This is a genomic window from Bacillus cereus group sp. MG16 (assembly GCF_040459875.1).
Taxonomy (GTDB): Bacteria; Bacillota; Bacilli; order Bacillales; family Bacillaceae_G; genus Bacillus_A; species Bacillus_A paranthracis.
The window spans coordinates 36,170-59,341 of record NZ_JARVHE010000003.1 but is presented as its reverse complement, the minus strand read 5'-3'; the positions used below and the strand labels follow the sequence as shown (position 1 = coordinate 59,341).

Sequence of the window (23,172 nt, the reverse complement as noted above, 5' to 3'; positions counted from 1 at the left end):
ATAAACAAGGGGGAAGTATCATGGGATATTATGTTATTGATCCAGAAACAAATGAAGAAATCCACGTATCTAAATGGAAAATAAAATATCCAGATCAAGACGCATCATGTGAAGTATGCAATACAGCTGTATATGTAAGAGCTGACGCTACTCCAAATAGACAAGATCATTTCGCGCATTATAAACATTCTAATTGCCCTACTATAAAAGATGGACGTAAAAAGTATGAACATCTTCACCCTACAGAAAAGGATGAAGAAAATGCAAAGAGGATCAAAAGAGAAGTAGTCGCTAATTTATGGCCAATTTATCAAAAATGCAAAGAGATTATGAAAGGCAATCAAAAAGGAAATCAAGCATTTTTATATAAAAAAGAGTTTAAAGAAATGATAGAAAAAGCAGATGAAAGAAATATATGGGCTTATAAGGGATTAACACTAAAATATGTCCCCTATGTGCTATTAGTGAATTATGGGGTCTTTCTTAAAAAAGACTTTCGAAAGCGAAAAGTTCATTTTGTATTTGATTCTTTAATGAGTAACTACGATGATTTATGGATAAATTCAAAAGTGAAACAAAATATATGGCGTGTTTATCCAGATGAACAAAATTCGGTTGAAAGAGAGCAAATAGACTGGGATACTTCTGGATTAGAACCAGATTACTTTATAAATTTCATTACAGAAATTCCAAACGAAATATTGGAAGGTAAAAAAGTCCTATCTTGATAGGGCTTTTTTATTTGTCGAAAAAAAACTAAAGAAAAAACAGGAAAACACTTGAAACTTTAACCTATATAGGTTAAAGTTGAGTTGAAAGGAGGTTCATAGAAAATATTTATAGATTTAGAAAGGGATTTGTTAATGAAGGAAATTGATAAGTATATGTTTCTTCAAGAAGCGGCTATAAGATGGGGAATACCCTATGAAACAGTAAAAAACAAAGTAAAACCATCTTTAGCAAAGGAAGAACAAATTGATAGTATGATTGAACGCGGTTTGATTAAGTATTTTGAACCGCCGCGTGATCCGAACCGCACATATAAACGAGATCAAAAATCTTGGCTTGTATCGATTGATGCAATGCATGAATGGTTTGGTGAACCGAAAAATAAAAAGTAAAAAAACAAAAGAGAAAGATGTTTCCGCGCCTGCCAGCCTGGAAAAACACCTTCCTCTTATGGACCAACATAATTTAAGAAAGGAAGAATGGCTATGAAACAAATCCTTGTTAAAATTACGTCTGGTGAGCCTATTTTAACACAACCTCACCTTAAATTTAAATTCCTCAAAAATTTTTACTCATCTATTTCAGAAAATTATAAAAAGTTAAATCGTTATTTTGGTATTGAAGAAAATGTTTCCGATTAGATTTGGTTTTATGGTTTCTTTGCAACCTCAATTTTTATGATGCTTTTCACCTACTTATTTTCGGGTATCCTATATGGATTTTAGAGAGGAACCATATGGAAGAAAAGTTGTTTTTAAAACAATTTCTCTAGAAAGGAGATAAAACATTGATTCAATCAATAAAGAATACCATGCAATTTGTTGGTTTGGTCCTAATTAGGGGTTTGTGTAGTAACGGAACAGAAACGGCAATAGGCGCAATTTTATAGAAAGACTCCCCTTGTATAAACGAGGATAATCAGGGCAATTATAGAATTAGGTGATTGATATGTGGAGAAAAGAAGATATTTTAATTGCTTTACAAAAGCAGTATGTCTCTAAAGCTAAAATTGCACAGATATTGACATTAAACAAGCCTTGGAATCGATATAAACGTGAGGAATTTGTTGATGTCATTTATGAAGAGATTCAGTATAATACAGAGTTATTTAATTTATTAAGTAATTCAAGAGAACAACGAATAGCAAAAGAAGAATATGAAGATTTGTATTTTAAAGATTGGAATACAACCCCACCTGCTTATCGACCTGAAGGCTGGCATAATGTGGATTGGATAGAACAATTGAGTAAATATAAAGAAAAAGGGCTATGAAATAAAAAAATATAGTATGTCCCTTATCATTTAAATGATAAGGGACATACTATATTTTTGATTAAACTTGATTTTACATCAAAAATAAGACGCCTCTCTACAATTTTACCAATATAAGTCTAATTCATCACAAGATGTATTTGCTTCAATAAAACAATTTCTCCTATAAGCATCATTTGCAATCTCGCAAATAATATCTTCAACCTGTTTTGTTAAATCATCAATATCTTTGTAGGGAACGTAAAATACATATTCACCAGATGAATTTACTTCCATATTAAAATAATATCTGAGATATTGCTCCACTTCTTTCCTTACCTTGCTTTTTCCTCTGACAAATTTACTATTATTTTCTACTCTAAGCCACATTCTAATTTCTGCAGTTTTTTCTTTTTCAACACTCTGTTTTTCTGTACTATTCATTTCTTTTTCTCTTATGTATCGATATAACGTTGCTTGACTAATTCCAGTCATTGTAACTATTTCACTAATACTATATTCTTTAGAATTATATAGATTTAAGGCTTTTTCTATATATTTTTCTTTTATTCTTGGACGGCCACCTTTTCTTCCTCTAGCTCTAGCACTTTCTATTCCTTCTTTTGTCCGTTGAACGATTAAATCTCGTTCGAATTGACTGAATGCTTGAAATACAGTTAACATAAGTTTTCCTTGTGGTGTATTCGTGTCAAAATTTTCTTTCAGACTGATCAACTTTACACCTTTTTGTTCAAAATACTCAACTAATTCGATTAAGTCCTTGGTACTTCTCCCTAATCTTGAAAAGCTTTCTACAATTAAGGTATCTCCTGTTCTAATTTTATCTTTTAACCTAATTAATTCAGGCCTATCTTTTTTAGTGCCGGACATTTTTTCTGTAATAATTTCTGTACAATTAAAATTCTTCAATAAATCTAATTGACGAATTAAATCTTGTTGCTGTGTACTTACTCTAGCATAACCGTATATATGGCTTTTCATGAAACATAACCTCCTCGTGGAGTTAATTTTATCAAAAAGGTATATTAATGTTAATTTGTTTTTGGTAATATTTTTGATAACGAGTTTTCCTAGTCTTTTATCTTATCATTTATCAAAAAATACAATTATCAAAAACCATCATTTTTGATAGAAGGAGAATCTGATGCCTGTTGAATTTTTGACTCATGAACAAAAAGCAAATTATGGAAAATTTCCCGAAAGTCCAACCCCTGAGCAATTAAATAAATATTTTTGGTTTGATGATCAAGATCGTTCCATTATTTCTCAAATGCGGAGTGACCATAATCAATTAGGTTTCGCTATTCAATTAGGGACTGTCAGATTTTTGGGAACCTTTTTGTCTCGTCCAACGGATGTACCTCAAAATGTATCATTATATGTTTCAGAACAACTTAATATAAATTTAAGCGTATTAAGTTTATATACAAATGAAAGAACAGCTCGTAATCATGCGCAAGAAATTAAGCGAATTTATAATTATAAAGATTTTACAGAACAACCATACCATTGGAGATTATTACGCTGGTTATATACACGTGCATGGGTTTCAGCAGAACGGCCAAGTGTTCTGTTTGATTTGGCAACAGCGAAATGTGTAGAAAATAAAATTCTATTACCTGGTGTAACTGTAATGGAAAGATTGATTGCTCAAATAAGGGACAGAGCAAATACACGCCTTTGGAGAAAACTTGCTAGTCTTCCCAATTATCAACAACGAGAAACATTAGAGAAATTACTGGCTTCCGATTCAACTATAAATAAAAGAACCAATCTGGATATTTTGAGAAAGCCTCCAGCCCGTATAACAGTTACTGGACTACTTAAAACCATTGAGCGGTATGAAAAATTTTGTGAGATAGGATCTATTGAGTGGAATACAGCCGGAATTCCAATGGGAAGAATTTTACCATTAGCCCGCTATGCTTCTATGGCAAGGGCTCAAACCATAGAACGTATGAATGATGAAAGACGAATAGCTACTCTTGCCTCATTCGCCATTGTGTTCACTATTCGTGCAAAAGATGATGTCATTGAAAGAATGGAAGTTCTTTTTAGTGATTTGTTTAGAAAATCTAATAATAAAGGGACTAAGAAAAGACTTCGAACCATTAAAGATCTAGATGCGGCTGCAAGAAAATTACGAGATATTTGTTCTCTTTTACTTGATGAGGATATTACAGATGAAAATATACGTAGAACTATCTTTGCAACCTATCCGAAGGAAATTGTAAAGGAATCTCTCGAAAAGATAAACCATTTAACCGAACCCCCAGATATAACAGTACCATACAAAGAATTATTTAAAAATTATTCAACTATACGGAGAGTCCTACCTAAGTTATTTTCCGTATTACATTTTCAATCAACCCCTTCTGGCCAAAATGCATTACAAGCATGGAATTTTCTTGCTGAGAGTGAAAATAAATCCGGAAGGAATAAATATATAGGGGCACCATTAAAGGGGATGTCAACTTCTTGGAGAAATTTAATCCTGAAAGGGGGAAATCATCGAATAGACCGATGTGCTTATACATTTTGGACAATTGAACAATTTATAGAAGCATTAAAGCGTCATGACATTTTCACTGATCCGAGTGAAAGATATTGTGATCCTAGAGCTCAACTATTACAAGGTGAAGATTGGGAATCAATCAAACCACATATATTAAGAACGCTCGGTTGGTCTTCATCAGCACAAGAAACTTTACAGGATTTAGCCTTCAAATTAGATGAGACATACCAAAAGGCTCAAAAAAAGTTAGTGGAAAATGAAGAGTTTCGCATTGAAAACAATAGAATAGTTCTTCCTCCACTAGATAGACTAGAAGAACCAAAAGCATTAAAAAAATTGAGAAAACAAGTTCATTCTTTAATGCCGCATACAGATTTACCGGAGCTCATTCTCGAATTACATCAATGGATTCCTTTTCTTGACGCTTTTACTCATATTAGTGAAGGAAATTCTAGAGTGAAAGACCTTTCTATTAGCATATGTGCTGTTCTTATTTCACAAGCTTGTAATATAGGACTTGAACCTGTGACACAAGCGGGGGTACCCGCTCTTGAATATGATCGACTTACATGGGTAGAACAAAACTATTTACGTGCCGAAACGATTACACAAGCAAATAACATTTTGGTTTCCTATCATTCCAAAATGAGACTCGCACAACTATTAGGAAGTGGCGAAGTAGCTTCAGCGGATGGTCTACGGTTTGTTACACCTGACAAGGCGGCACATTCAGGAGCAAATCCCAAGTATTTTGGAGTGGGGCGTGGTGTAACCTATTATAATTATACAAGCGATCAGTTTACTGGCTTACATGGTATTGTTATCCCTGGTACAATCAGAGATTCATTACGATTGTTGGAACTTGTTTTAGAACAATCTACTGAATTACAACCAAAAGAAATTATGACGGATACCGCTGGATATAGTGATATTATATTTGGTCTATTTGCTCTTTTGGGGTATCAGTTTAGTCCAAGGATAGCAGATATCGGTTCATCAAGGTTTTGGAGAATGGATGGAACTGCTGATTATGGTGATTTAAATACTATTTCAAGACATAAAATTCGTACAGATTTAATTATTCGTTATTGGGATGATTTTATGAGAATTGCTGGTTCTCTTCAGCTTGGAACAGTAAATCCAACACAGTTAATTCAAGCTTTGCAACGTGGAGGAAAACCGACTATGTTAGGTAGAGCAATCGGTGAGTTCGGCAGGATCTTTAAAACTCAACATAATCTACTTTTTATTACAGATTCAGCATATAGAAGAAAAATCTTAACACAATTAAATCGTGGTGAATCTCGTCACAGTTTAGCGAGAGCAGTGATGTATGGAAAAGAAGGAGTCTTATATCAAAGTTACCGTGAAGGACAAGAAGATCAGTTAGGTGCGTTAGGTCTTATTGTCAATGCCATTGTCGTGTGGAATACTCGATATATGACAGCCTCTCTTGATGCTATAAGAGAAAATGGTGTGGAAATTGATAACGAGGACATACAAAGACTCTCTCCAGTAGGACATGAGCATATAAATATTGTAGGAAGGTATTCGTTTCACTTACCAGAAGAAGTTGAAAACGGGGATTTACGTTCATTGATTAAAATAGAAGAGATCTAAGATAGGGGTAATCACGTAACAAGCATTAGCGGACGTTGTATAAATATATAAACATTTCTCGAGGTTTTTAGGTACGAAATGTAAATGACTTTATGTTAGACCTGTATACTTATATTTAATCTTTTTATAATAAAGAGTTTAATTAAACATAAACGTCTAGTTAACAGAACCACACACTTCAAACAATCTATTCGGGTATTAAGTGGCGAGTAGTTTAAGAACTGAATCAAATAAGATGGAGGGGTAAATGATGTCTGATTATACAAGTATTTCTCGAATTGATTTAGTAGAACGGTTTGATTTTATTACAATTGATTTGGAAAATAAAAATTTTTATATTCAAGTCGTTGATGTAAAAAGTAATCATGTACTATTAGGAATAACTATAGATTTAGAGAATAATACAAAAAAAGTAGCTGGGAATGGAAGTGTAAAAAAGTATACGGATGAAGAAATAGAACATCTAATAATAGGGTTGAAAATAACAGCACAATCTTGTATAGATAATAATTTATATAATGCTTACGAACTTAAAAAATATCTTGAAAATTAAAAATAGAATAAATAACCCATTCGGTTGAAATTGATTGGGTTATTTATTCTATTTAATTAAAGGATCATGAAGACATTTTGAAGTTTCTGGATTTAACGTTTGTCACTGTATAAGTCCCCTTGCCCCCTTGAATCTTACCCCACATTTCTGAACGATATGTACCTGGCGGTAAAACGAAACTTACTGCACTGTAAACTGGGTTTCTAGATGGATTAATTATACCGAAATCAGATTTCCCCTCTAGAATATGACCACCGTTAGGGTCGTTGATTGTAACCGTAGTATTTATAAGTGAAATTTTATCACCAACTACCTTATATGTTGTATCACAATCTGCCAATGAATGTCCTATATCTTTACACGTAACTGTCGCTGAACCCCCTGAAAAGCCTGCACGTTGTAGTTCTTCTACACTTACATTTTCTAAGCCTTCTGGGACAATGCTGTATTCAGTGACTGTTGTTAAAGTTACTTCTTTGCTCTCTTCTTCTGCAAACACGTTTAAAGTAGGAGCAACACCGACTAATAGTAATGCTGATAAGAAAATTGAAACTAATTTCTTCACCTTAAACCCTCCTAGAAAATTTTTACAAAATAAGTATACCATATTTATACAAAAAATTCTAAAAAAACTGAATTTTATAAGTTTATAAGAGATATTTGACGATAGATTTTACATCAAAAAGAAAAGGAACAAATTCCTAATGTCCACTAATGCTTGTTACGTGATTCTGTTCCATTGCTACACATGCGCTAAATATACGAGGCTTGATGTATAGTTAAAATAATATTTGATTAAATTTTTATTAGTAACCTTAATATAAGAAGTATTTTAATTGTTTTATTGAATCTCATTTAATTAATAAATTATCTGGCTTTTTCCTTTTCTCATTATTACATTCCGGACACCAACTACCATTCTTTATATTATTTGGCCGGGCTTCCCAAATATGCCCTTCAGAACACATCCATGTAAGGGGAATTTTATTCGTTTTATATTCAGTGGAAAGACATTTACCGCCTCTGGATTTGGCTAATGTATTCATATCATTTATAGTTAATTTTTTTCTATTGCTGCATTTCGGACACCCATTTCCGTTACTAATCCCATTGGGCTTCGCTTCCCAAACATGTCCTTGTGAACATTTCCATATTAATAGTGTAGACATATTAATATAAACAGTTGATAAACACTGAAATCCTTTGGATTTGGCCAATAAGTGCATATCATCAATTGACTTTTTTACACCCATTTTTAATTCCCTCCGTAGAACTAATCTTCTTTTTAGTATAAAACAGGAGTATGGATTTTAAGAGGGAAATAGAGGAAGTCTTTCAATGTTTTATAATTACTTTATGCTATTGCCGTTTTTGTTCCATTACTACACAAACCCCAATTAGTGCGTTGATTGCTGTCAGCTTAGTGAATTAATCCTTTAAGAGAGAAAGGAGCAATCATATGGAAGATTACAAATGTAGAGCGTGTGGAAAGATTGCCGCGGAAGGATTTGCGTTAGGAAGACTATGTTATTACTGCATTGAAGAAGTTGTAATTCACATGAAAAAACAGATAGAAGACAAAGAAATTTCTTGTACACATGGAGATAATCAAACAATCGAAATTAAAGGAACAGATGAATCTATAACGGTTTGTCATGATTGTGGAGAAGAAGTATAAAAGGGAGGCAAGAAAATGAAAATTGGTGTATCTGTATGGAGAGTTCTTTGCAAAGAAACAAAGTTAAAATTGCTTCAAAACGCTATGCAAGAAAGTAAAAGCCGCTTTACAAAACAATCCCTTTCCATTGCTATAAAACAACAGAAAGGGGAAGTATGATGAGTGATCGTACTGGTGAAGGGCACAAGAAATAAGATGCCTTCAAAAATATTTTAACATGTTTATTTAGGAAATTAAGGGGGAATTTCATGTGATGAAAACAGTTCAATTATTGAAAAGTGAGGAATTTGAAATTGGTACAACGGATAAAAACGGGCACAAATTAAGACAGTCCGATTTTGTTGTCACACAAGATGACTTTGAAGGCATTAGTATCTGTCAAATCTTATACAACAGTATTGCAAAAGAGTTTGTGGCCATGAGTGATTCTAATTGGTGATACCGTATCACGATTTATCTGTTGCAACAGAAAGGCTAGATTATGTCATTGCAAAAGAGTTTTTGGGGCTAGAAAAATGCGGTACATATTGGGGGAAGAATCGTACACCATTTATTAGAATGCCGATTGAATATTTCAATCCTGTTGAGGAATCCACTTTTATTCTAGAAAAATTAGGGCGGCAATATGACGATTTATTGAGCGTAAAAGAAAATGGTTGCTGGTACCTAACAGTGAACAAGAAAATATATAGTGAAAAACGTCTAGGGATAGCCGCCTGTTTAGCCGCTGTTGATACTGTAAGAAACAATAAGTAGGAATTTGATTTTAAGGGAGAAATACAAATTTAAATTATAAATAGGGGGAATTAAAATGTTACATGCAGTTATGCAAGAGCAACAGTATTGGAAAGGTCAAAAGCAGAAGTTTCGAAAAGAAAATAAAAAATTATTGATTTCTTTAGAACCACATTTATATGAAAGGTTGGAAGAATTAGCCCTTTATAATGAAAGCTTAGATCAAATCGCATTAGAGTTAGTAACAGAAGGGTTAGATTATATTTATATGGAGGATGTACCTGTTCAGCAGTCTCATGCTTTTCAGCATTTTATCGAATTTGAATTAACACCATTTCAACATAAGCTCTTACAACAATTAGCGATCAAACGAGGATGTTCAGCAAGAAAAATGGCATATACAATATTACGTTTTATGCTCAAAACAAAGTAAAAGAATCCAATCATAAAAGAAGGATTCTTTCACTAGGTATTCGTTGGCAAATGACTTCACCGAAGGAATTGAGTCTGGTACACTCAATTCCTTTTTTATGTTATAAAAAAGAATGTAATTTGTCAAAAAGCATTTGTTATAGAATAACAAATGCTTTTTGTCGAACTTGAATTGAACACTTTCAGAAAGTATTTATATTGTTTGCCTTTTTCTCTTGAAAAATTGTACCCTCAATCACTAATTTTAACATAGAATATAAAAAATATAGCGTTTTAATATCAAAAAACCTATTGGTTTTATATGGATTATTTCTTTATAATAATGAGAGGTAGTTCCCGAATGTAGATAGGCTCTCATGCAAGAAAAGCAAGAGAGCCTATCTACATAAAAAAGATTGGATATTTGCCAACCTTTTGGTGTAAGGGGTTTAATGACAGCTTGTTACTACAACTCGTTTTTATTTTAAAACGATTAATCAGAAAATTCAATCTTGTTATTTTTTCTCAATATTCTTTTTCATATTTTTCAATTATAATATAATTAATTCTTTTTATTTCTATATTTGTCTCTTATCTTCCTGTTATGAATCCTTATTGAATTAAGGATTCTTTTTTTATCCTCATTTTTTGATCTAATCGATATTTTCCCATTGCTTCATAAATTAAAAGGTCTAACTTTTGACTATAATCAATTACTTTTTAATGGCTAAATCCATAATTTTTTACAAGATAGCTCAATTCTTTTTTTTGATCCTCGATCATGTCATGTAGTAATCTCATATCCACCTTTTCTTTTAAACTCCTTTATATATAGAATATCGAAAAAATTGCAAACAAAAAACAAGGCTGAAACCAGCCTTGCCCTAAAGGAAAAAACCTAACTCTTATATCTAAGAGTACATTATGTATGGGAATTTTTGAAGTGAGATACATTAACAAAAGGATAAAAATGTTATAATTGTAAGATTTTATTTTTATAAAGAAACAGTCGAAATTGCTTGTTTATAAAGGAACTGTTGCTTGCCATTGCTTAAAACTAGTACCGAAAATTTATCAACAGCGATAATTTTTCCAGGCACTCTGACACCATTTATTAGAAAAATCGTTACTTCTTTCTTCTCTTCTATTAATTTTTCATAAAATTTCTCTTGTGTATGCATCATTTAGATGGTTGCAACTCCTCTCCTTTTTTGGAACCGTTCATAGCTTCTAAGAATACATATTCTTTTACTGTTAGTTCAACTGTTGGACAATATTCAACCTTTGATAATTCATGAAATAAAGAAAGATTTTTGTGTAGTTTTTGTATCATTGCGTCTAAAGTGATATCTCCTACACCATACTCGATGACTGGATTTAAAAATACGTCTACATCTATTAAACTTGGTTCAATTAGGGAAATAATCTCTTGTACCTTTGGTAAAATAATTGTTTCATAACGTTGTTTGAATAGTTCTAAGTCCTCTGGTGCGGGTTCATTCTCACATAGCTTTTTAAAAGATATTACACGAATGTCATTTTGTAATGAATCAATACGCTCTTCATAAAAAGCTTTGTTAAATCCTTCTTTGTCAGCAACATCATAATGGAGTTCTGTTTGTGATCTACGTTTTTTCTTATAAGAATCCATAAGGATTTTCTCTTTTGCATTAAACATCATGATAAAAACAGTACGCTCTAAATTCATGACTTGGTTTGCTACGCTTAATGTTTCATCTAATACTTTTGCACGTTCTTCTTCATTTAACTTTTTCATAGAGGATGGAACAAGGTTTTTGACATTCTCAAAAGACTCGGAATTTATAATGTGTTGAAGAGAAAATTGAGCGATTTCTGGTAAACATGGATCGGTTGTTTTGTCTAGGAGTAATACATCTTTAATCGTTCGTACTGTATTTTTAATCTCTTTTTGAGCTTGGCGAACTTTTTCTATACTTCTTTCCATGTATTCTGGTTGTTTAAGACGATTGAAAATGTACTCTCTTCTTTCTTCAAAATGTTGCTGTAAAAGTGACATAGTTGTTTCCCCTCTCTAAGTGTCTTACGGTTTTAAAATCCTTCTCATGGATGCAAAAGGAACAGTATAATTATAACATTTTATACTTTGATACGATTTTAAAATTCTTATATTTCGGAAATTTTGAGAAGATGCTTCTTTTTCGTATTGTACTTGCACAAGTTTCATACTGTCGGCATATAGCTAATAGCGTAAAGCACGCTGATAGCTAATGATTAAAAATGTGGCCTAAAAGGGTCATTTTTTTATGAGAAAAGTGATATTACCGCTCATATCGATTAAATAAAAAAGTAGAGAATTTTTTTGTATAAAAAGGTGAATAACGTACAAACAGAAAGGAATACGTTTTAGTAATACCGATATTATCGGTCACATCGGGGAGGGTGAACAGAATGGAAAGATCAAAGTTTAGTAAACCTGTAGCATTTAATAAGAAGAATGAAAAGGATCGGATCATGTTACAACATGTAAAGTGTAAAAATTTTTCGGGTTATGTAAAGAAATTGATCTGGAACGATATACCCGATAAACATAAAAAAATAACATGCGAAGAGGATAGAAAACAAGTACCTTCACCAATTCGACAAGACGAACAGAGTGTAACAGGTAAGAAGAAATTAAGTGCCGCGGCACGTATTGAACAAATTAAGGCGCAAACAAAAAGACAGGAGCCTTCAAAAAGCTCACTGCCTGTATTTTTACCCAACAAAAACATTAACAAGTGATCCAATAATCGCGCCTACAGCGACAGCAATTGCAACATGCATATCGTTAGACCTCCTACTTTTCATTTATAGATAGTATGTGTAGTTCTTAAAAAATTATACGAGAGGTGTTACAACATGACTAAGACAGAAACGATCTCTTTTCGCTCTTTTATGGACCAAAGTTATAAAAAGAAAGCACATAAAGAAACAAATAGTAAGAACGTACTTAAAAAGGTTTTTACCGCTACAGGGAGTTCATTAATATTAATACTTCCAAAGGTAACATTTGCCGCGGGAGTTAACGGGACGTTTGGTAATGTTCATAGTGCCATTATGAACGGGTTTGATGCGGGTGTAGTTTTAGTTATTATCTTTTCGGGTGCGGCCTGGGCGTTGGGACATCGTACAAAAGCAATAGAAATTTTAATTGGTGCATGTTGTGGGTATGTTTTAGCTAGGCACAGCGTTGACATAAGAGACTTTTTAAAGGGAATTTAAAAGGAGGGTTCTTTGTGAAATTCATTTTAGAAGGTGGAAAAATGATTGCGGCTAATACAGCTGGGTATATTGGAGAAAAGGCAAAAGAAGGTTCTTTTCTAGATCAATTAAATAACTTTAGTGATGCTATTGTAGGGAAAGAAATGGAATGGATTTTTAAGCCAGTTGGTGAATTTATGGTCAATATATTAAGTCAATTGGGTCATTGGTTTGTTTTAAATTTGCCCGATATTATGGGATATGGTGCATTGGTGACAGCTGGATTTATTATGATAGGTTCAATGACAAACAAAGGCGGAATGATGAAGCCGCTTGCCTATTTTGCAGGCGGACTTATCTTGGCAATATGCATATTAGGAGGGGCCTAAAGATGATCCAGGGAGAAGGCTTTATTATATGTGATAAGGAAAATTCAAACCTTCCTGTTTTGGCACAAAATGAATATTTGCCAGTATTATATGAACCTAAGAAAATAAAAAAATCCTGGTTTAAAAGAAAAGAGATATATTCTTTAAAACAATTTTTACAAGTAGAAAAAAACAAAATGGTTGTCTATCGGATTATTCCTCATGCGGATGTATCTAATAATACAAAGCGTTTATGGCGGGCGATCCATAAGATGTATGAAATGTACGAAAGTATGGGAAGTCGTATAGAAAGAAAAGGGATTACATTTCATTATCGTGAAAAGGACTATTTCTGGTTTGATGTTGTTTTCAAACAGGAAAAGGGCCAGAAGAAACTTGAATTTTATGTAGCAACTAGCGAATATCAAGCATTAAAGCTCAAAAGAAAACTAGAGAACAAAATGAGTGTGACAATTAAGGAAGTGGAAATATCAGATTTGCAAATTTCAAATGAAAATACAATCGTACAAGAAATGCGATATTTGAAACATGATATCTTTTCCTTAAATACAAATAGCAACGATACAAAAACACCTATTGCTAATATTTTAAGTGTTATTGATGAATTAAGTTATGATGGAGACATTTGCCGATTGAGTATCTGTAATGAAGCGGAAAACCGTCAGAAATGGGTAAAAAACGCTTCCTGGGCCATTGAAAAGCTAAAGAAGGGGAAGAAACCACCTCAAAGGATTAATATGAGCGGCAAACGACTTGTAACAGGGGCTAAAATTGGTGTTGCGGCTGTTATTAATGAAATAAATGATTTATTAACTGATACATTCCAGGCATTCTCGAACGCTTTTTTTAAATCAGATAAAAAATTTAGCAAAGAGCACATTATTAAAAAGGCACATACAACCGCTGATGAAGTTGGAACAAATCGTGTGAGTTATGACAAAGGAAATCAGCCTGTTTTTAAAACGCGTATACGGGTGGCCTCACATTCCCATGATCGGTTAACCAGGGAGACAATGGGGGAAACCTTAGCACTTTCTATGATGGATTTATCAGAAACGAATGAACTACATGGCGTAAAAATAAGAATGAGAAAACGCCAAACAGAAATATTACAGGAATTAAATACTTTCGAACTATCAAGCAAGACAAAGTTTGATCCGAATGTAAATTTGATGAGTACCGATGAAATGAGCAAATTAGCTTTGCAAATGCCTGTAAAAGAGTTGCAACGAAAATATGCTGATGCATTGAGTGTAAAAAAGAAAGTTGAAATTGAGATACCATCGATTATGCGGGATGAGAAAGGAATATTTTTAGGACATTCGGAATTGAAAGATCAAAAAATACCAATCTATATGCCAATAGATAATCCAGATAATTTTTATAGAGGTTACGTCTTTATAGGAGGACAGGGGGCTGGTAAAGATACAGCAATTAAGAATTTTGTTATTGAGGGAAATACAAAACATAAGATTAGTTTTATCATACCAGATGCAATTGTAGAGGAAGGTGGGCGGGGTATGGCAGACGGGATTCGTGATGCATTACCACCAGAAAATATTATTGATCTGGATTTAAACGACAATGATTATATTCCACCTCTAGATTTAACAGAAGTAATTACAAAGCTAGGGCGGAACGGTGCTTCAAGATTTGCGGATGAAATGATTGATTTCATGCAAATTGAAGGACTAAGCCGAAGTGAAAAATATTTAACGGATGCGGCCAAAGCAAGTAAAGGAAGTCTATTTAATATTAAACGTATTATAGAAGACGAGGATTTTCGGGTAAATCGCATTCAAGAATTAGTGAATGAAGGGAATTTGCGTCTTGCGAATGAGCTGATACAGTGGGGAGATAATGAACAATTAGGGAATAAGTGTGATCCCATCATAACCAGATTAAATCGCTTTTTTGGGAATGAAAGATTGTATGATATCTTTGCACAAGACCCATTGAAAGAACTTGATTTTGGTAAATGGATGCAAGAAGGAAAAGTTATTATTTTAAGGGTTCCAAATGCCAGGGGATTAGGAGAACATGCGGTAAAAACCCTGGTTCATTGGATTACACTAAAAACCTTCATGACCAGGTTATTAATAACTAAAAAAGAGCAAGAAAATGGGGCGTTTATTATCTTTAATGAACCCGAACAATTTGAAAGTGAAGGATTAACAAAATTGATGGGTAGAGTGTGTACAGAGGGAAGAAAAGAGAGACTAGGGAGCATCTATGCATTTCATCATTGGAACAAATTGAAACCGTCATTACAAGAGAATTTACAAGGTGGTGGTGTACAGCAATTCTTATTTATGAACGATCATACAAAGACATTTGAATTATCTAAGCATCGATTTGAGGATACAATTTCACTAGAACAAGCATATAAAATACCAGCACATCACGCAATTATCAGTGTAAGAGCTGGTGGAGAAATGCAACCATCTTTCATTTGTAAAATGGCGCCACCGGTTAAACCAAAATATGATAATACCTTTCTAACAAAAAGGCATTCTCGCATGTATGGCCGATCCTGGACCGATCTACAAAAACAGTACGGATAAAGCAAAGGCACAAGGACAATAGTTCTTGCGCCTATTTACATTTTCCAAAAGTCATGTGGTTGTGCGTAGGGGTCTATTTTCCTAATAGCTTTCAAGAGCTTTTTCATTACAAGGGGTGTTGGGATATACGTTTTGTCGCGACAAGCCTTTGTTAAAGTTGCGCTAGATATTTTTGTAGCTTTCAGTATCTCTTTTTGCTCAATCCCATGACGATCTAGCCATTTTTTAAAAAGAGTCTTATTATCTTTAAAAAACATATAACACATCTCCTAAACTTGTTAATTTATTTACAAGTTTGGACATATATTTCAGAAAATATTCTACCCATTATTTTAAAAACTTAAATTTCCGATTAGAATTTCATAAATTCATAGAGCAATCAGACGAACGATTTTGTTAATTTTATGCTTGGAATCTGGTATACATATAATGCAAAGATTTGACTTACGCATCATACAACAAATCTTTGCAAGACCGTTTCAAGAAAGGTTTCGACATATATATAAGGGAATATAGATGGAAAATACATTGGATTGCAACAGTATCTTAAGAGTTAGTTTTGAAGAAAAGTATTTTTGACCCTACCGTGATACGTATAAAAACGAGTCACAGGCTGTATCTTACTCTTAATTATCAGATCTCGATGCAGCAAAAAGTATCTCAAAATCAAGCGTGCATTGAAATAAAAGCGTACAGTATTGTTACGGTGTAAATAACTCTTAGCGTACAATATCCTCGAGATGATATGATGGGTATATGTAAAATATAAGGTACGGTTATAAAGAGAAAGTAAAATACATAAGAAGTTAGAAGAAAAAATATAAGGATAAAGGATAGTGAAAAAAGGGGCTGAGAATGATGGGAAAGAAGTACATTGAATTTATTCTGGAAAATCAGGAACATATGAAGAAAATTGAAGAATTAGAGGGCATATCAACAGAATACATGGATTATTCATTGGATAAACTCGAAGTAACTTCTAGGGGTGTTTCAATTTCTGATAGTAAAGTACATAATTGGGGTTATATTGAAAGTGAATTTGAGAAGTTAATTGGAGATAATTACTTTTTTGATAATGAATGTGATTATTTCGGTATGATTGAGGAGGGCTATGAACTCGCATATTTTCACCATAGCCCCAAGATGTTGATTGATGCTATTAAGAAGGAACAAAAGAGAAGACATACAAGGAAGAGACACCCTAAAAAGAGTTGGGAGAAATTAAAATCTTTCAATCTAGAAAAAGTAGGAAAACAGATATGAAAAAACTCTTTGCCAATCGTTAAATTAGTAAGGCGAGCAATCAATGCACTAACCCAGGATTATTTGTACCGTAACAATAATGTATGTTTGAGAATTGTTTTTACATGGATCTCGGCTGAAACTCAGTTTATTTAAAAGGAATTTTGTTTCGTCAGAACAAAAATAAAGACGTATGATGTATTTTTTCATCATACGTCTTTATTTTATGAAGGTTGTTTAGACTAGAATCTTTGTTTTTGTGTGGATGTTATAAGTTTTGGTGATTCGCACTAATTTCCGATTTATCTAAGAACATATCACTGCTATAGCACAAGGTGAATGCGTGGTTGTTAAAGAACAAACTAAAGTAATGGGAAAACAGAAAAAGGTAATCTAGGAATTAACAGAGTAATTAAATGGAATTAGGGATTCCTATAACAAAGGTCGAAATTAATAAGCGCTATAGAATCGATACAAGTGCGCCTGACCATTAAAGCGAAGACTAATAGAAAAGAATGCGGAGCGCCATGGGAGTCTCTTGCAAGTATTAAGCAGGGATTGAGAGATAAAAAAACTTGCTTGCAAGTGGGATAAAAAGTGTACAATGAGTATTAAGAATTAGTAAAATGATACTGTGGTAAGAGTGTAGCGATACTATAATGGAGGTGGTTGAATGGAGAGCAGAGATGATGTTGTAAGTGAAGTGTATTTAAAAACAATAGATGTCTCCCGTATCACCAATCTAGCAGAAAGTACAATCAGAAAATATAGCTTAGAACTCGAAAAACAAGGTTATGAGTTTAATAAAGATGGCGATACAAGACTGTATCATACCGATGATGTGACAGTTTTTAATACTTTAAAAGAGATTAGAGAAAAAACTAAGGTTTCATTGAGTCACGCTGTTAGCGTGTTGATGACACAGCATTCTCGTGCGACACAGGGTGTAGCGCGTTCGGAGGTTGCTGTAACAAGGTCTGAGAGTGGAGAGGAGCAATACGCGCTACAATCCATATCGAGCGAAATTCGAATTTTTTTAGAGGATATCAAGACTGAATTTATAGGTTTTCGAAAAGAACTTGAAATTGAACGTCAAAGCAATGATTTATTTAAACAAGAGCTTGAAGCGGAGCGTAAAAAAAATCAGGAATTAGAAAAGAAACTTGATCTTATTATGACGGAATTAGAAAAACTTAACGCTAAAGCTGATATTTCTAACCAAGAGCCAAAAAGGAAGAAATTATTTGGGATATTTTAAGTTTATACAAAACAAAAAGAGTTGCCTGTATGAGAGCAACTCTTTTTGTTTTAGAAATCTGGATCTTCTAAATCGTCTTCATCTAATGATCCTGTAATGTTGGTATTAGTTATTAATTGTCCCATTTGACCTACATCTTTTAATAAATCGTCTGCCAGAGAATTATGGGTATTATCATCGTTTTGCATAAGAACAGCAGATACAGGAGCCACCTGGAGATCTGAAATTGTTTGTGTAATTTGTATTATGGCATTCATCATTTGTTCTTGGTTTTTTGAGACATTTAGAAGTTCTTTTTTTGCATCAAAGGGCTCTTTTTGTGTTAAGTCTTGTTCAACTAATTGAATAATATACGTTGCAAGCTTTTTTGAGCGGGCTTTTTGCTCAAGGTGATTATAAACTTCTTCGCTCATGTGATCTGTTCGAAGTCCAAAGACTGTTTGTTTCTCGGTCTTTTTGGTACGCCCCATAATGCGGCTCCTCCTTTCTAGCTATACTTATTTTTCTGTTTTTTGCAGCATTTCGCCACGACTTTTTACTTCAAGACCATATAAATTTAATTTGCGTGAATCTGGTAAGAAAATATGATTTGCTTGAGCGATTTCGGCTCCATACATTTCTTCAATGACTTCATGAATGCTAGTTTCTAGTATTGGGGCAACACCACCGAAATAAACATATTTATAAACTTTATCAGCTGGTGCAGGCATTACATCTTGGATTTTTAAAATTAGAAACTTAGCAAACTCTTTTAAAGAAGAGCGAATTTTGTCCGTTAAATCTACACGCTGGCCAGTGTTGCCATCAACTAATTCCATTTTCGGTTTTTGGAAATTGTTTACTATAAATGTTTCGAATGAACGTAAATCAGAGAATTTTTCTAGGAACTTTTCTTTTCTTAATTTTTCAATATGAGATAGATAAGATAATTTGTCTATCGGTTGCATTGAATCACGGTTCTTAGGTGATTTTAAACCGGCTGGTGATAATACTAGATCGATTGTTCCGCCGCCAATATCAACAAGTACTGTATCGTTGTTATCGAATTGTCTTGCCTCTTCACGATCTTCTAATTCAAAATTCTTTTTAATTGCTAAACGTGCAATTTCTCCTTCGATACGACAAGTTGCCTTTTCTACAGTTATTTTTAATGTTTTTTCCATTCCTGGTGTATGTATTGTAACTTCATGCTCTCCAGCAAATCGTTCCGCCATTGCATTTTGCGCTTCACTAAATTTAGCTGTTCGTTTTAGTAACCATATAGGTAACATTGTTTGGAAATATTCAATTTCAACAGTATTGTCATCTGATTCACGAGTTTCATTAATAGCATGATAGAAAGAAACAGCTGATAAAAACATTACGTAAGGGATAGGGCTTGTAATTTTATCATGAAGTTTATTGACATGATTGTTAGCTAATGCATGTTTTGCAGCTTCGTCGCCAACTAAGAAGAATCGTTCAGTGTCTTCTCCTGGGATTGTTGTTGAAATAAGTAGGCGAGATAATAATTCTTTAGGATTAGTAATGGTTGCTACAAAATGAGAATCAGCTTCGTCTTTACTGATTTCTACAACGTTTGTAGGGGTTTCGATATAGAAACCATCAATTAAGTTCATATCAAGTGAGTTTCCAGAATCCTTATTCATCATAGTAATTTTCATTAACTATTCACTCCTTTAGTTATATTGTTAACAATATAACATTTTTCTATCTTTATTGGAAGGTATTTTTTAATAATAGTTAACAAAAAGAAATCGTTATTAACCTTATTTTTTCAAGGATTTATCATGATTTATTTTTTTTATATGGTATTTATGTTAACTACAAAAAGATTGTTAACTTTGTTTTAATTTATATGTATTCTTCACAAGATATATGCTTGTACCTGTAGGAAGTAAAAGTAAACCTTTCCCATCCAAAAAAGGTTTATCCTTTAAACAGTTGCTTTGATCAGAAATTGCATTAGTTGCTCCAGCACTTATACCTAAAAATAAAGGGGAAATAGCATGATAAAACATTTTTACATCTTAAAATCACGTTATTATAAAGAAATTTGGTAGTCTTTAATTAGTCTTTAACTTAACCTCAAACTTAAGGGAGATGTATAAATGAACATTGGTAGACAGATACAATATTTTCGTAAACGGGATAATATGTCCCAAGAGGAGTTAGCAGAAAAAATTCATGTTTCCAGACAATCTATTTCTAACTGGGAAAATGAAAGAAACTATCCAGATATTCATAATTTATTAATGATGAGTATTCTTTTTAATGCCTCCCTAGATGATTTAGTTAAAGGAGATGTAAAAATCATGAAAGAAGAACTTCAAAAATCAGATTTCTTTAAGTGGAGTTACATCATGTTAGTATTAATGATTATACTTCCTATTTCTCTTGTACCTGTATGTTACTTTTTTGGTTATTATGGTTTTATAACACTTTTGGTACTTTCTATTTTTCTTATGTTTGCATCATTGAAAGTTGAAAATATAAAAAAAGAAAATAATTTAAAAACTTATCGTGAAATAGTTGATTTTATAGAGGAAAAACCTGTAAGTAAGGTAAAGGTTGATAAAAAAAATAAATTATTAAAAACAAGTTTGATTCTTTCAATTCCTTTAATTAGTTATATTCTGGTTTATTTAGGAATGACTGCGTTTGGAATATAATTTAGGAACATTGTTTTTAGAAAACTATTAAAAGTCCTCCAGATTGTTTAACTGGAGGACTTTTATGTCTACATAATTATCGTTAGCGGAAGTCAATGTATTTAGGAAATTACCAAAAGCCCTCCAGATTACTGAATTGAAGGACTTTTCTATTCACAGAATTAAATGTTATTACTAATTTGTAATTGCTCTAAGAGATGATCACAGACATTCACAAAAATACATTGTTTTTTTAAATTTAATAATAAGTATTTCAATTCAAATTCTTGATAAAAAATCTTAGTGATATATAGTTTAAACTCATTTAAATTAGGTTTTTGGGAGCTGTATAGCATATCTAAAGGAAGTTTAAATTTAGAAAATAAATGATCATTTTGTCCAAAAATCGAAACTTCTTCTTTAGTTAATCGATCATGAAATACAATTAAAATTTTTGTTAAAACCTTTACTTGTTCTTCTTCAAGTTCCCAATCTATAACAAAGTTATAAAATGGGAACTCATCTGATTGAATCATACTTTGCATAAGTCTAAATTGATATTTTAATAAAGTCACTTCTTTAATTAAATCCATGTTTCCCTCCTATTTTCCCCTAAATTAACCAGTAAATAATAACAATATATAATTTAAAATACAAATATCTATGATGTATAATCTATACAATTCTAATTAACATAACGTCTCATTATCGGTAGCGAAGAAAAAGGTGTCCTCTTATTCTCAGAAGGGATTCGTCTTTTTCTTTTTCTATGACTCTATGCATCTTTTTATACATTCCTATTCTAGAGCGCCTTTTGGCTTCCCTATGTCTCCCTATTTTTTGCATAAAACTTTGTCTACTTTTAGCGTAGTTTTTTTCGAAATGCTGGCGGTCTCCCTAGAATGTGTCTAATTTATGTGCAAACGTACACTTTTAATGTGCCCCCTACTATGACAATTGGAGAAGTAATCACCTAAAAAAACCAATGTTTAAACATTGGTTTTTTTATGCGTTTTTTCTCCTGAGAATACTTGTTGATTTAGGCAAACCAAAAGCCCCCTTTCGAGTGCTCTCGTAATTAATTCTTAGATACATCCACTTCATCCCTAAAATATATAAATGTAAGATTTCTAGAACATAATAACAGATTCAGTTACATCATTTTTGTCATATTTTGTCGGATGTATAAAAAAGCCCCTAACAAATTGTTAAGGGGTGTGGCATTTACTCGCGATCTAGGGAGTCTACCCTAGCTGTGGATGATTAACTGCAAACGTTAGCAATGACATGAGCTTTTGTAGCAGTTAGCCAAAGCGGATTATGGCACTTCTTTACGCTAGTTAACACTTATCATACTAGCTAGTGCAATTTCACCAACCTAAAAAAGACCATCATTGCTGATAGCCTTTTTTAGGTAGTTTTAGAGAATATAATTATAACACCTTTATATTAAGATTAACAAATGATAAGTTCCTCCTTAGAAACTATCACATAATTTATGTTTTTATACCATGCTTTATTAATACATTTAACCTTAGCAGATACTGAAGATTTAGGTTTATCTAGTATAGCCATATTATTGAAATACCCTGTAATATTTAAACTCAATATAATTAATAAAAACAATAAAATTATTTTTTTCAAATCAATCACTTCTAACTCTGTTTTATCATCACTTTTTTCATAAAACAAATATCATACTAATTTTACATTAAATTAAAGATAAAAATATTCTTGTATTTATGGGATTCTTTTTTAGTTCCTGATAACATTGTGTTAATTGAATATGGAAGGTGATTTAGTAAGAGTTTGAATATGTGAACCATTAGTTTACATGTATTATATTAATGGTTTCTTTATTGATTAGGGGTTTATATGTAATGATTTCTTAGAGGTGAATAATATGAATTTAGGTTCGCAATTGAAAAGGTTTCGTGAATCAAAAAGCTTTTCACAAGAAGATGTGGCTCGAAAGGTTGGAGTGACTAGACAAGCTGTTTATAAATGGGAGAGCAATAAAAGTTATCCTGATATTGATAATTTGATTTTACTTAGTGAATTATATGAAGTAACAATTGATGAGTTAATAAAGGGATCAGAGGGTGCTAGAGAGGAGTTAAATAAAAAGGATAAGGATGAGTGTGAAGATGATTTTGGCTTTTTTATAGGTATTGTTCTTATATTTATAGGGATATTTATTGGCATTGAAGGAATTTCTTTATTTATAACTATATTGGGAATGCTGATAATGGTTTTTTATAGTGATGTAAAAAAGGCAATTATTACTGAATTTAAAATAAAAAGAAGACCAAACTAGATTTTTTCTAGTTTGG

General features: G+C 32.5%; 26 protein-coding genes and 2 pseudogenes. 18 read left to right on the top strand and 10 right to left on the bottom strand.

Annotated features, from left to right (window positions below):
- Nucleotides 1-20: 20 nt before the first annotated feature.
- The 4 genes from QCI73_RS29840 (at nt 21) to QCI73_RS29825 (ending at nt 2,001) form a co-directional block, all read left to right on the top strand.
- The gene (locus QCI73_RS29840) at nt 21-728 is read left to right on the top strand and encodes a competence protein CoiA family protein (protein WP_200730603.1); all 708 of its coding nucleotides are present in this window, start codon (nt 21-23) and stop codon (nt 726-728) included.
- A gap of 135 nt (nt 729-863) precedes the next feature.
- Complete coding sequence (locus QCI73_RS29835; protein WP_199691493.1) at nt 864-1,121, top strand: helix-turn-helix domain-containing protein; 258 nt, start codon at nt 864-866, stop codon at nt 1,119-1,121.
- Between the two features lie 93 nt (nt 1,122-1,214).
- The gene (locus QCI73_RS29830) at nt 1,215-1,370 is read left to right on the top strand and encodes a hypothetical protein (protein ID WP_234449409.1); all 156 of its coding nucleotides are present in this window, start codon (nt 1,215-1,217) and stop codon (nt 1,368-1,370) included.
- A gap of 307 nt (nt 1,371-1,677) precedes the next feature.
- Nucleotides 1,678-2,001, top strand: a complete 324-nt coding sequence (locus QCI73_RS29825) for a hypothetical protein (protein WP_200730604.1) — start codon at nt 1,678-1,680, stop codon at nt 1,999-2,001.
- A gap of 105 nt (nt 2,002-2,106) precedes the next feature.
- On the opposite strand, the gene QCI73_RS29820 is transcribed toward QCI73_RS29825, so the two are convergent.
- Complete coding sequence (locus QCI73_RS29820; RefSeq protein WP_200730605.1) at nt 2,107-2,982, bottom strand: recombinase family protein; 876 nt, start codon at nt 2,980-2,982, stop codon at nt 2,107-2,109.
- Between the two features lie 160 nt (nt 2,983-3,142).
- Here QCI73_RS29820 and QCI73_RS29815 point away from each other — a divergent pair, with 160 nt between their 5' ends.
- Both QCI73_RS29815 and dhp61 read left to right on the top strand, forming a co-directional pair.
- Nucleotides 3,143-6,136: a Tn3 family transposase gene (locus tag QCI73_RS29815; RefSeq protein WP_200730647.1), complete on the top strand. Its 2,994-nt coding sequence runs from the start codon at nt 3,143-3,145 to the stop codon at nt 6,134-6,136.
- A gap of 250 nt (nt 6,137-6,386) precedes the next feature.
- Complete coding sequence (dhp61, locus tag QCI73_RS29810) at nt 6,387-6,689, top strand: protein Dhp61 (protein ID WP_234449411.1); 303 nt, start codon at nt 6,387-6,389, stop codon at nt 6,687-6,689.
- A gap of 64 nt (nt 6,690-6,753) precedes the next feature.
- On the opposite strand, the gene QCI73_RS29805 is transcribed toward dhp61, so the two are convergent.
- Nucleotides 6,754-7,254, bottom strand: a complete 501-nt coding sequence (locus QCI73_RS29805) for a hypothetical protein (protein ID WP_200730607.1) — start codon at nt 7,252-7,254, stop codon at nt 6,754-6,756.
- 286 nt (nt 7,255-7,540) lie between these two features.
- A complete protein-coding gene (locus tag QCI73_RS29800) occupies nt 7,541-7,942 on the bottom strand; it encodes a zinc-ribbon domain-containing protein (RefSeq protein WP_200730608.1) in 402 nt (133 codons plus the stop codon).
- A gap of 206 nt (nt 7,943-8,148) precedes the next feature.
- Here QCI73_RS29800 and QCI73_RS29795 point away from each other — a divergent pair, with 206 nt between their 5' ends.
- From QCI73_RS29795 to QCI73_RS29780, 4 genes and pseudogenes are all read left to right on the top strand, one after another.
- A complete protein-coding gene (locus QCI73_RS29795; RefSeq protein ID WP_200730609.1) occupies nt 8,149-8,367 on the top strand; it encodes a hypothetical protein in 219 nt (72 codons plus the stop codon).
- A 15-nt stretch (nt 8,368-8,382) separates the two neighbouring features.
- Nucleotides 8,383-8,526: a hypothetical protein gene (locus QCI73_RS29790; RefSeq protein WP_000690451.1), complete on the top strand. Its 144-nt coding sequence runs from the start codon at nt 8,383-8,385 to the stop codon at nt 8,524-8,526.
- 94 nt (nt 8,527-8,620) lie between these two features.
- Nucleotides 8,621-9,123: pseudogene (locus tag QCI73_RS29785) on the top strand (hypothetical protein).
- 55 nt (nt 9,124-9,178) lie between these two features.
- The gene (locus tag QCI73_RS29780) at nt 9,179-9,535 is read left to right on the top strand and encodes a hypothetical protein (protein ID WP_000902064.1); all 357 of its coding nucleotides are present in this window, start codon (nt 9,179-9,181) and stop codon (nt 9,533-9,535) included.
- Between the two features lie 590 nt (nt 9,536-10,125).
- On the opposite strand, the pseudogene QCI73_RS29775 reads toward QCI73_RS29780, so the two are convergent.
- The 3 genes and pseudogenes from QCI73_RS29775 to QCI73_RS29765 all read right to left on the bottom strand — a co-directional run bounded on the left by QCI73_RS29775 (nt 10,126) and on the right by QCI73_RS29765 (nt 11,551).
- Nucleotides 10,126-10,296, bottom strand: a pseudogene (locus tag QCI73_RS29775) (aspartyl-phosphate phosphatase Spo0E family protein).
- 212 nt (nt 10,297-10,508) lie between these two features.
- Nucleotides 10,509-10,694, bottom strand: a complete 186-nt coding sequence (hfq, locus tag QCI73_RS29770; RefSeq protein ID WP_086404307.1) for an RNA chaperone Hfq — start codon at nt 10,692-10,694, stop codon at nt 10,509-10,511.
- Entirely contained in the window at nt 10,694-11,551 is an 858-nt protein-coding gene (locus QCI73_RS29765) for a hypothetical protein (protein ID WP_200730610.1), read from the bottom strand. The genes hfq and QCI73_RS29765 overlap by 1 nt, the downstream gene beginning before the upstream one ends.
- Before the next feature lie 392 nt (nt 11,552-11,943).
- On the opposite strand from QCI73_RS29765, the gene QCI73_RS29760 reads away from it, so the two are divergent.
- The 4 genes from QCI73_RS29760 (at nt 11,944) to QCI73_RS29745 (ending at nt 15,688) form a co-directional block, all read left to right on the top strand.
- Nucleotides 11,944-12,276 (top strand): hypothetical protein, encoded by a 333-nt coding sequence (locus QCI73_RS29760; RefSeq protein WP_200730611.1) that lies wholly within the window; start codon nt 11,944-11,946, stop codon nt 12,274-12,276.
- Between the two features lie 117 nt (nt 12,277-12,393).
- A complete protein-coding gene (locus QCI73_RS29755) occupies nt 12,394-12,756 on the top strand; it encodes a hypothetical protein (RefSeq protein WP_000167720.1) in 363 nt (120 codons plus the stop codon).
- A gap of 14 nt (nt 12,757-12,770) precedes the next feature.
- Nucleotides 12,771-13,124, top strand: coding sequence for a hypothetical protein (locus QCI73_RS29750; RefSeq protein ID WP_000668765.1), 354 nt, complete (start codon nt 12,771-12,773; stop codon nt 13,122-13,124).
- Nucleotides 13,125-13,126: 2 nt separating this feature from the next.
- Complete coding sequence (locus tag QCI73_RS29745) at nt 13,127-15,688, top strand: ATP-binding protein (RefSeq protein ID WP_200730612.1); 2,562 nt, start codon at nt 13,127-13,129, stop codon at nt 15,686-15,688.
- 35 nt (nt 15,689-15,723) lie between these two features.
- Here the strand turns inward: QCI73_RS29745 and QCI73_RS29740 are convergent, their stop codons facing one another.
- Entirely contained in the window at nt 15,724-15,945 is a 222-nt protein-coding gene (locus QCI73_RS29740; protein ID WP_000465161.1) for a helix-turn-helix transcriptional regulator, read from the bottom strand.
- A 601-nt stretch (nt 15,946-16,546) separates the two neighbouring features.
- Here QCI73_RS29740 and QCI73_RS29735 point away from each other — a divergent pair.
- Both QCI73_RS29735 and QCI73_RS29730 read left to right on the top strand, forming a co-directional pair.
- Nucleotides 16,547-16,951, top strand: a complete 405-nt coding sequence (locus tag QCI73_RS29735; RefSeq protein ID WP_200730613.1) for a hypothetical protein — start codon at nt 16,547-16,549, stop codon at nt 16,949-16,951.
- A 652-nt stretch (nt 16,952-17,603) separates the two neighbouring features.
- Nucleotides 17,604-18,188 (top strand): hypothetical protein, encoded by a 585-nt coding sequence (locus QCI73_RS29730; protein ID WP_200730614.1) that lies wholly within the window; start codon nt 17,604-17,606, stop codon nt 18,186-18,188.
- 50 nt (nt 18,189-18,238) lie between these two features.
- On the opposite strand, the gene QCI73_RS29725 is transcribed toward QCI73_RS29730, so the two are convergent.
- Both QCI73_RS29725 and QCI73_RS29720 read right to left on the bottom strand, forming a co-directional pair.
- The gene (locus tag QCI73_RS29725; RefSeq protein ID WP_134189432.1) at nt 18,239-18,658 is read right to left on the bottom strand and encodes a hypothetical protein; all 420 of its coding nucleotides are present in this window, start codon (nt 18,656-18,658) and stop codon (nt 18,239-18,241) included.
- Nucleotides 18,659-18,685: 27 nt separating this feature from the next.
- The gene (locus tag QCI73_RS29720) at nt 18,686-19,852 is read right to left on the bottom strand and encodes a ParM/StbA family protein (protein WP_088667559.1); all 1,167 of its coding nucleotides are present in this window, start codon (nt 19,850-19,852) and stop codon (nt 18,686-18,688) included.
- 447 nt (nt 19,853-20,299) lie between these two features.
- Between QCI73_RS29720 and QCI73_RS29715 the strand changes: the two genes are divergently transcribed.
- Entirely contained in the window at nt 20,300-20,860 is a 561-nt protein-coding gene (locus QCI73_RS29715; RefSeq protein WP_001020680.1) for a helix-turn-helix domain-containing protein, read from the top strand.
- 161 nt (nt 20,861-21,021) lie between these two features.
- Here the strand turns inward: QCI73_RS29715 and QCI73_RS29710 are convergent, their stop codons facing one another.
- Nucleotides 21,022-21,432: a DUF1878 family protein gene (locus QCI73_RS29710; protein ID WP_200730616.1), complete on the bottom strand. Its 411-nt coding sequence runs from the start codon at nt 21,430-21,432 to the stop codon at nt 21,022-21,024.
- A 1,310-nt stretch (nt 21,433-22,742) separates the two neighbouring features.
- Between QCI73_RS29710 and QCI73_RS29705 the strand changes: the two genes are divergently transcribed.
- Nucleotides 22,743-23,156, top strand: a complete 414-nt coding sequence (locus QCI73_RS29705) for a helix-turn-helix domain-containing protein (RefSeq protein ID WP_200730617.1) — start codon at nt 22,743-22,745, stop codon at nt 23,154-23,156.
- Nucleotides 23,157-23,172 lie beyond the last annotated feature (16 nt).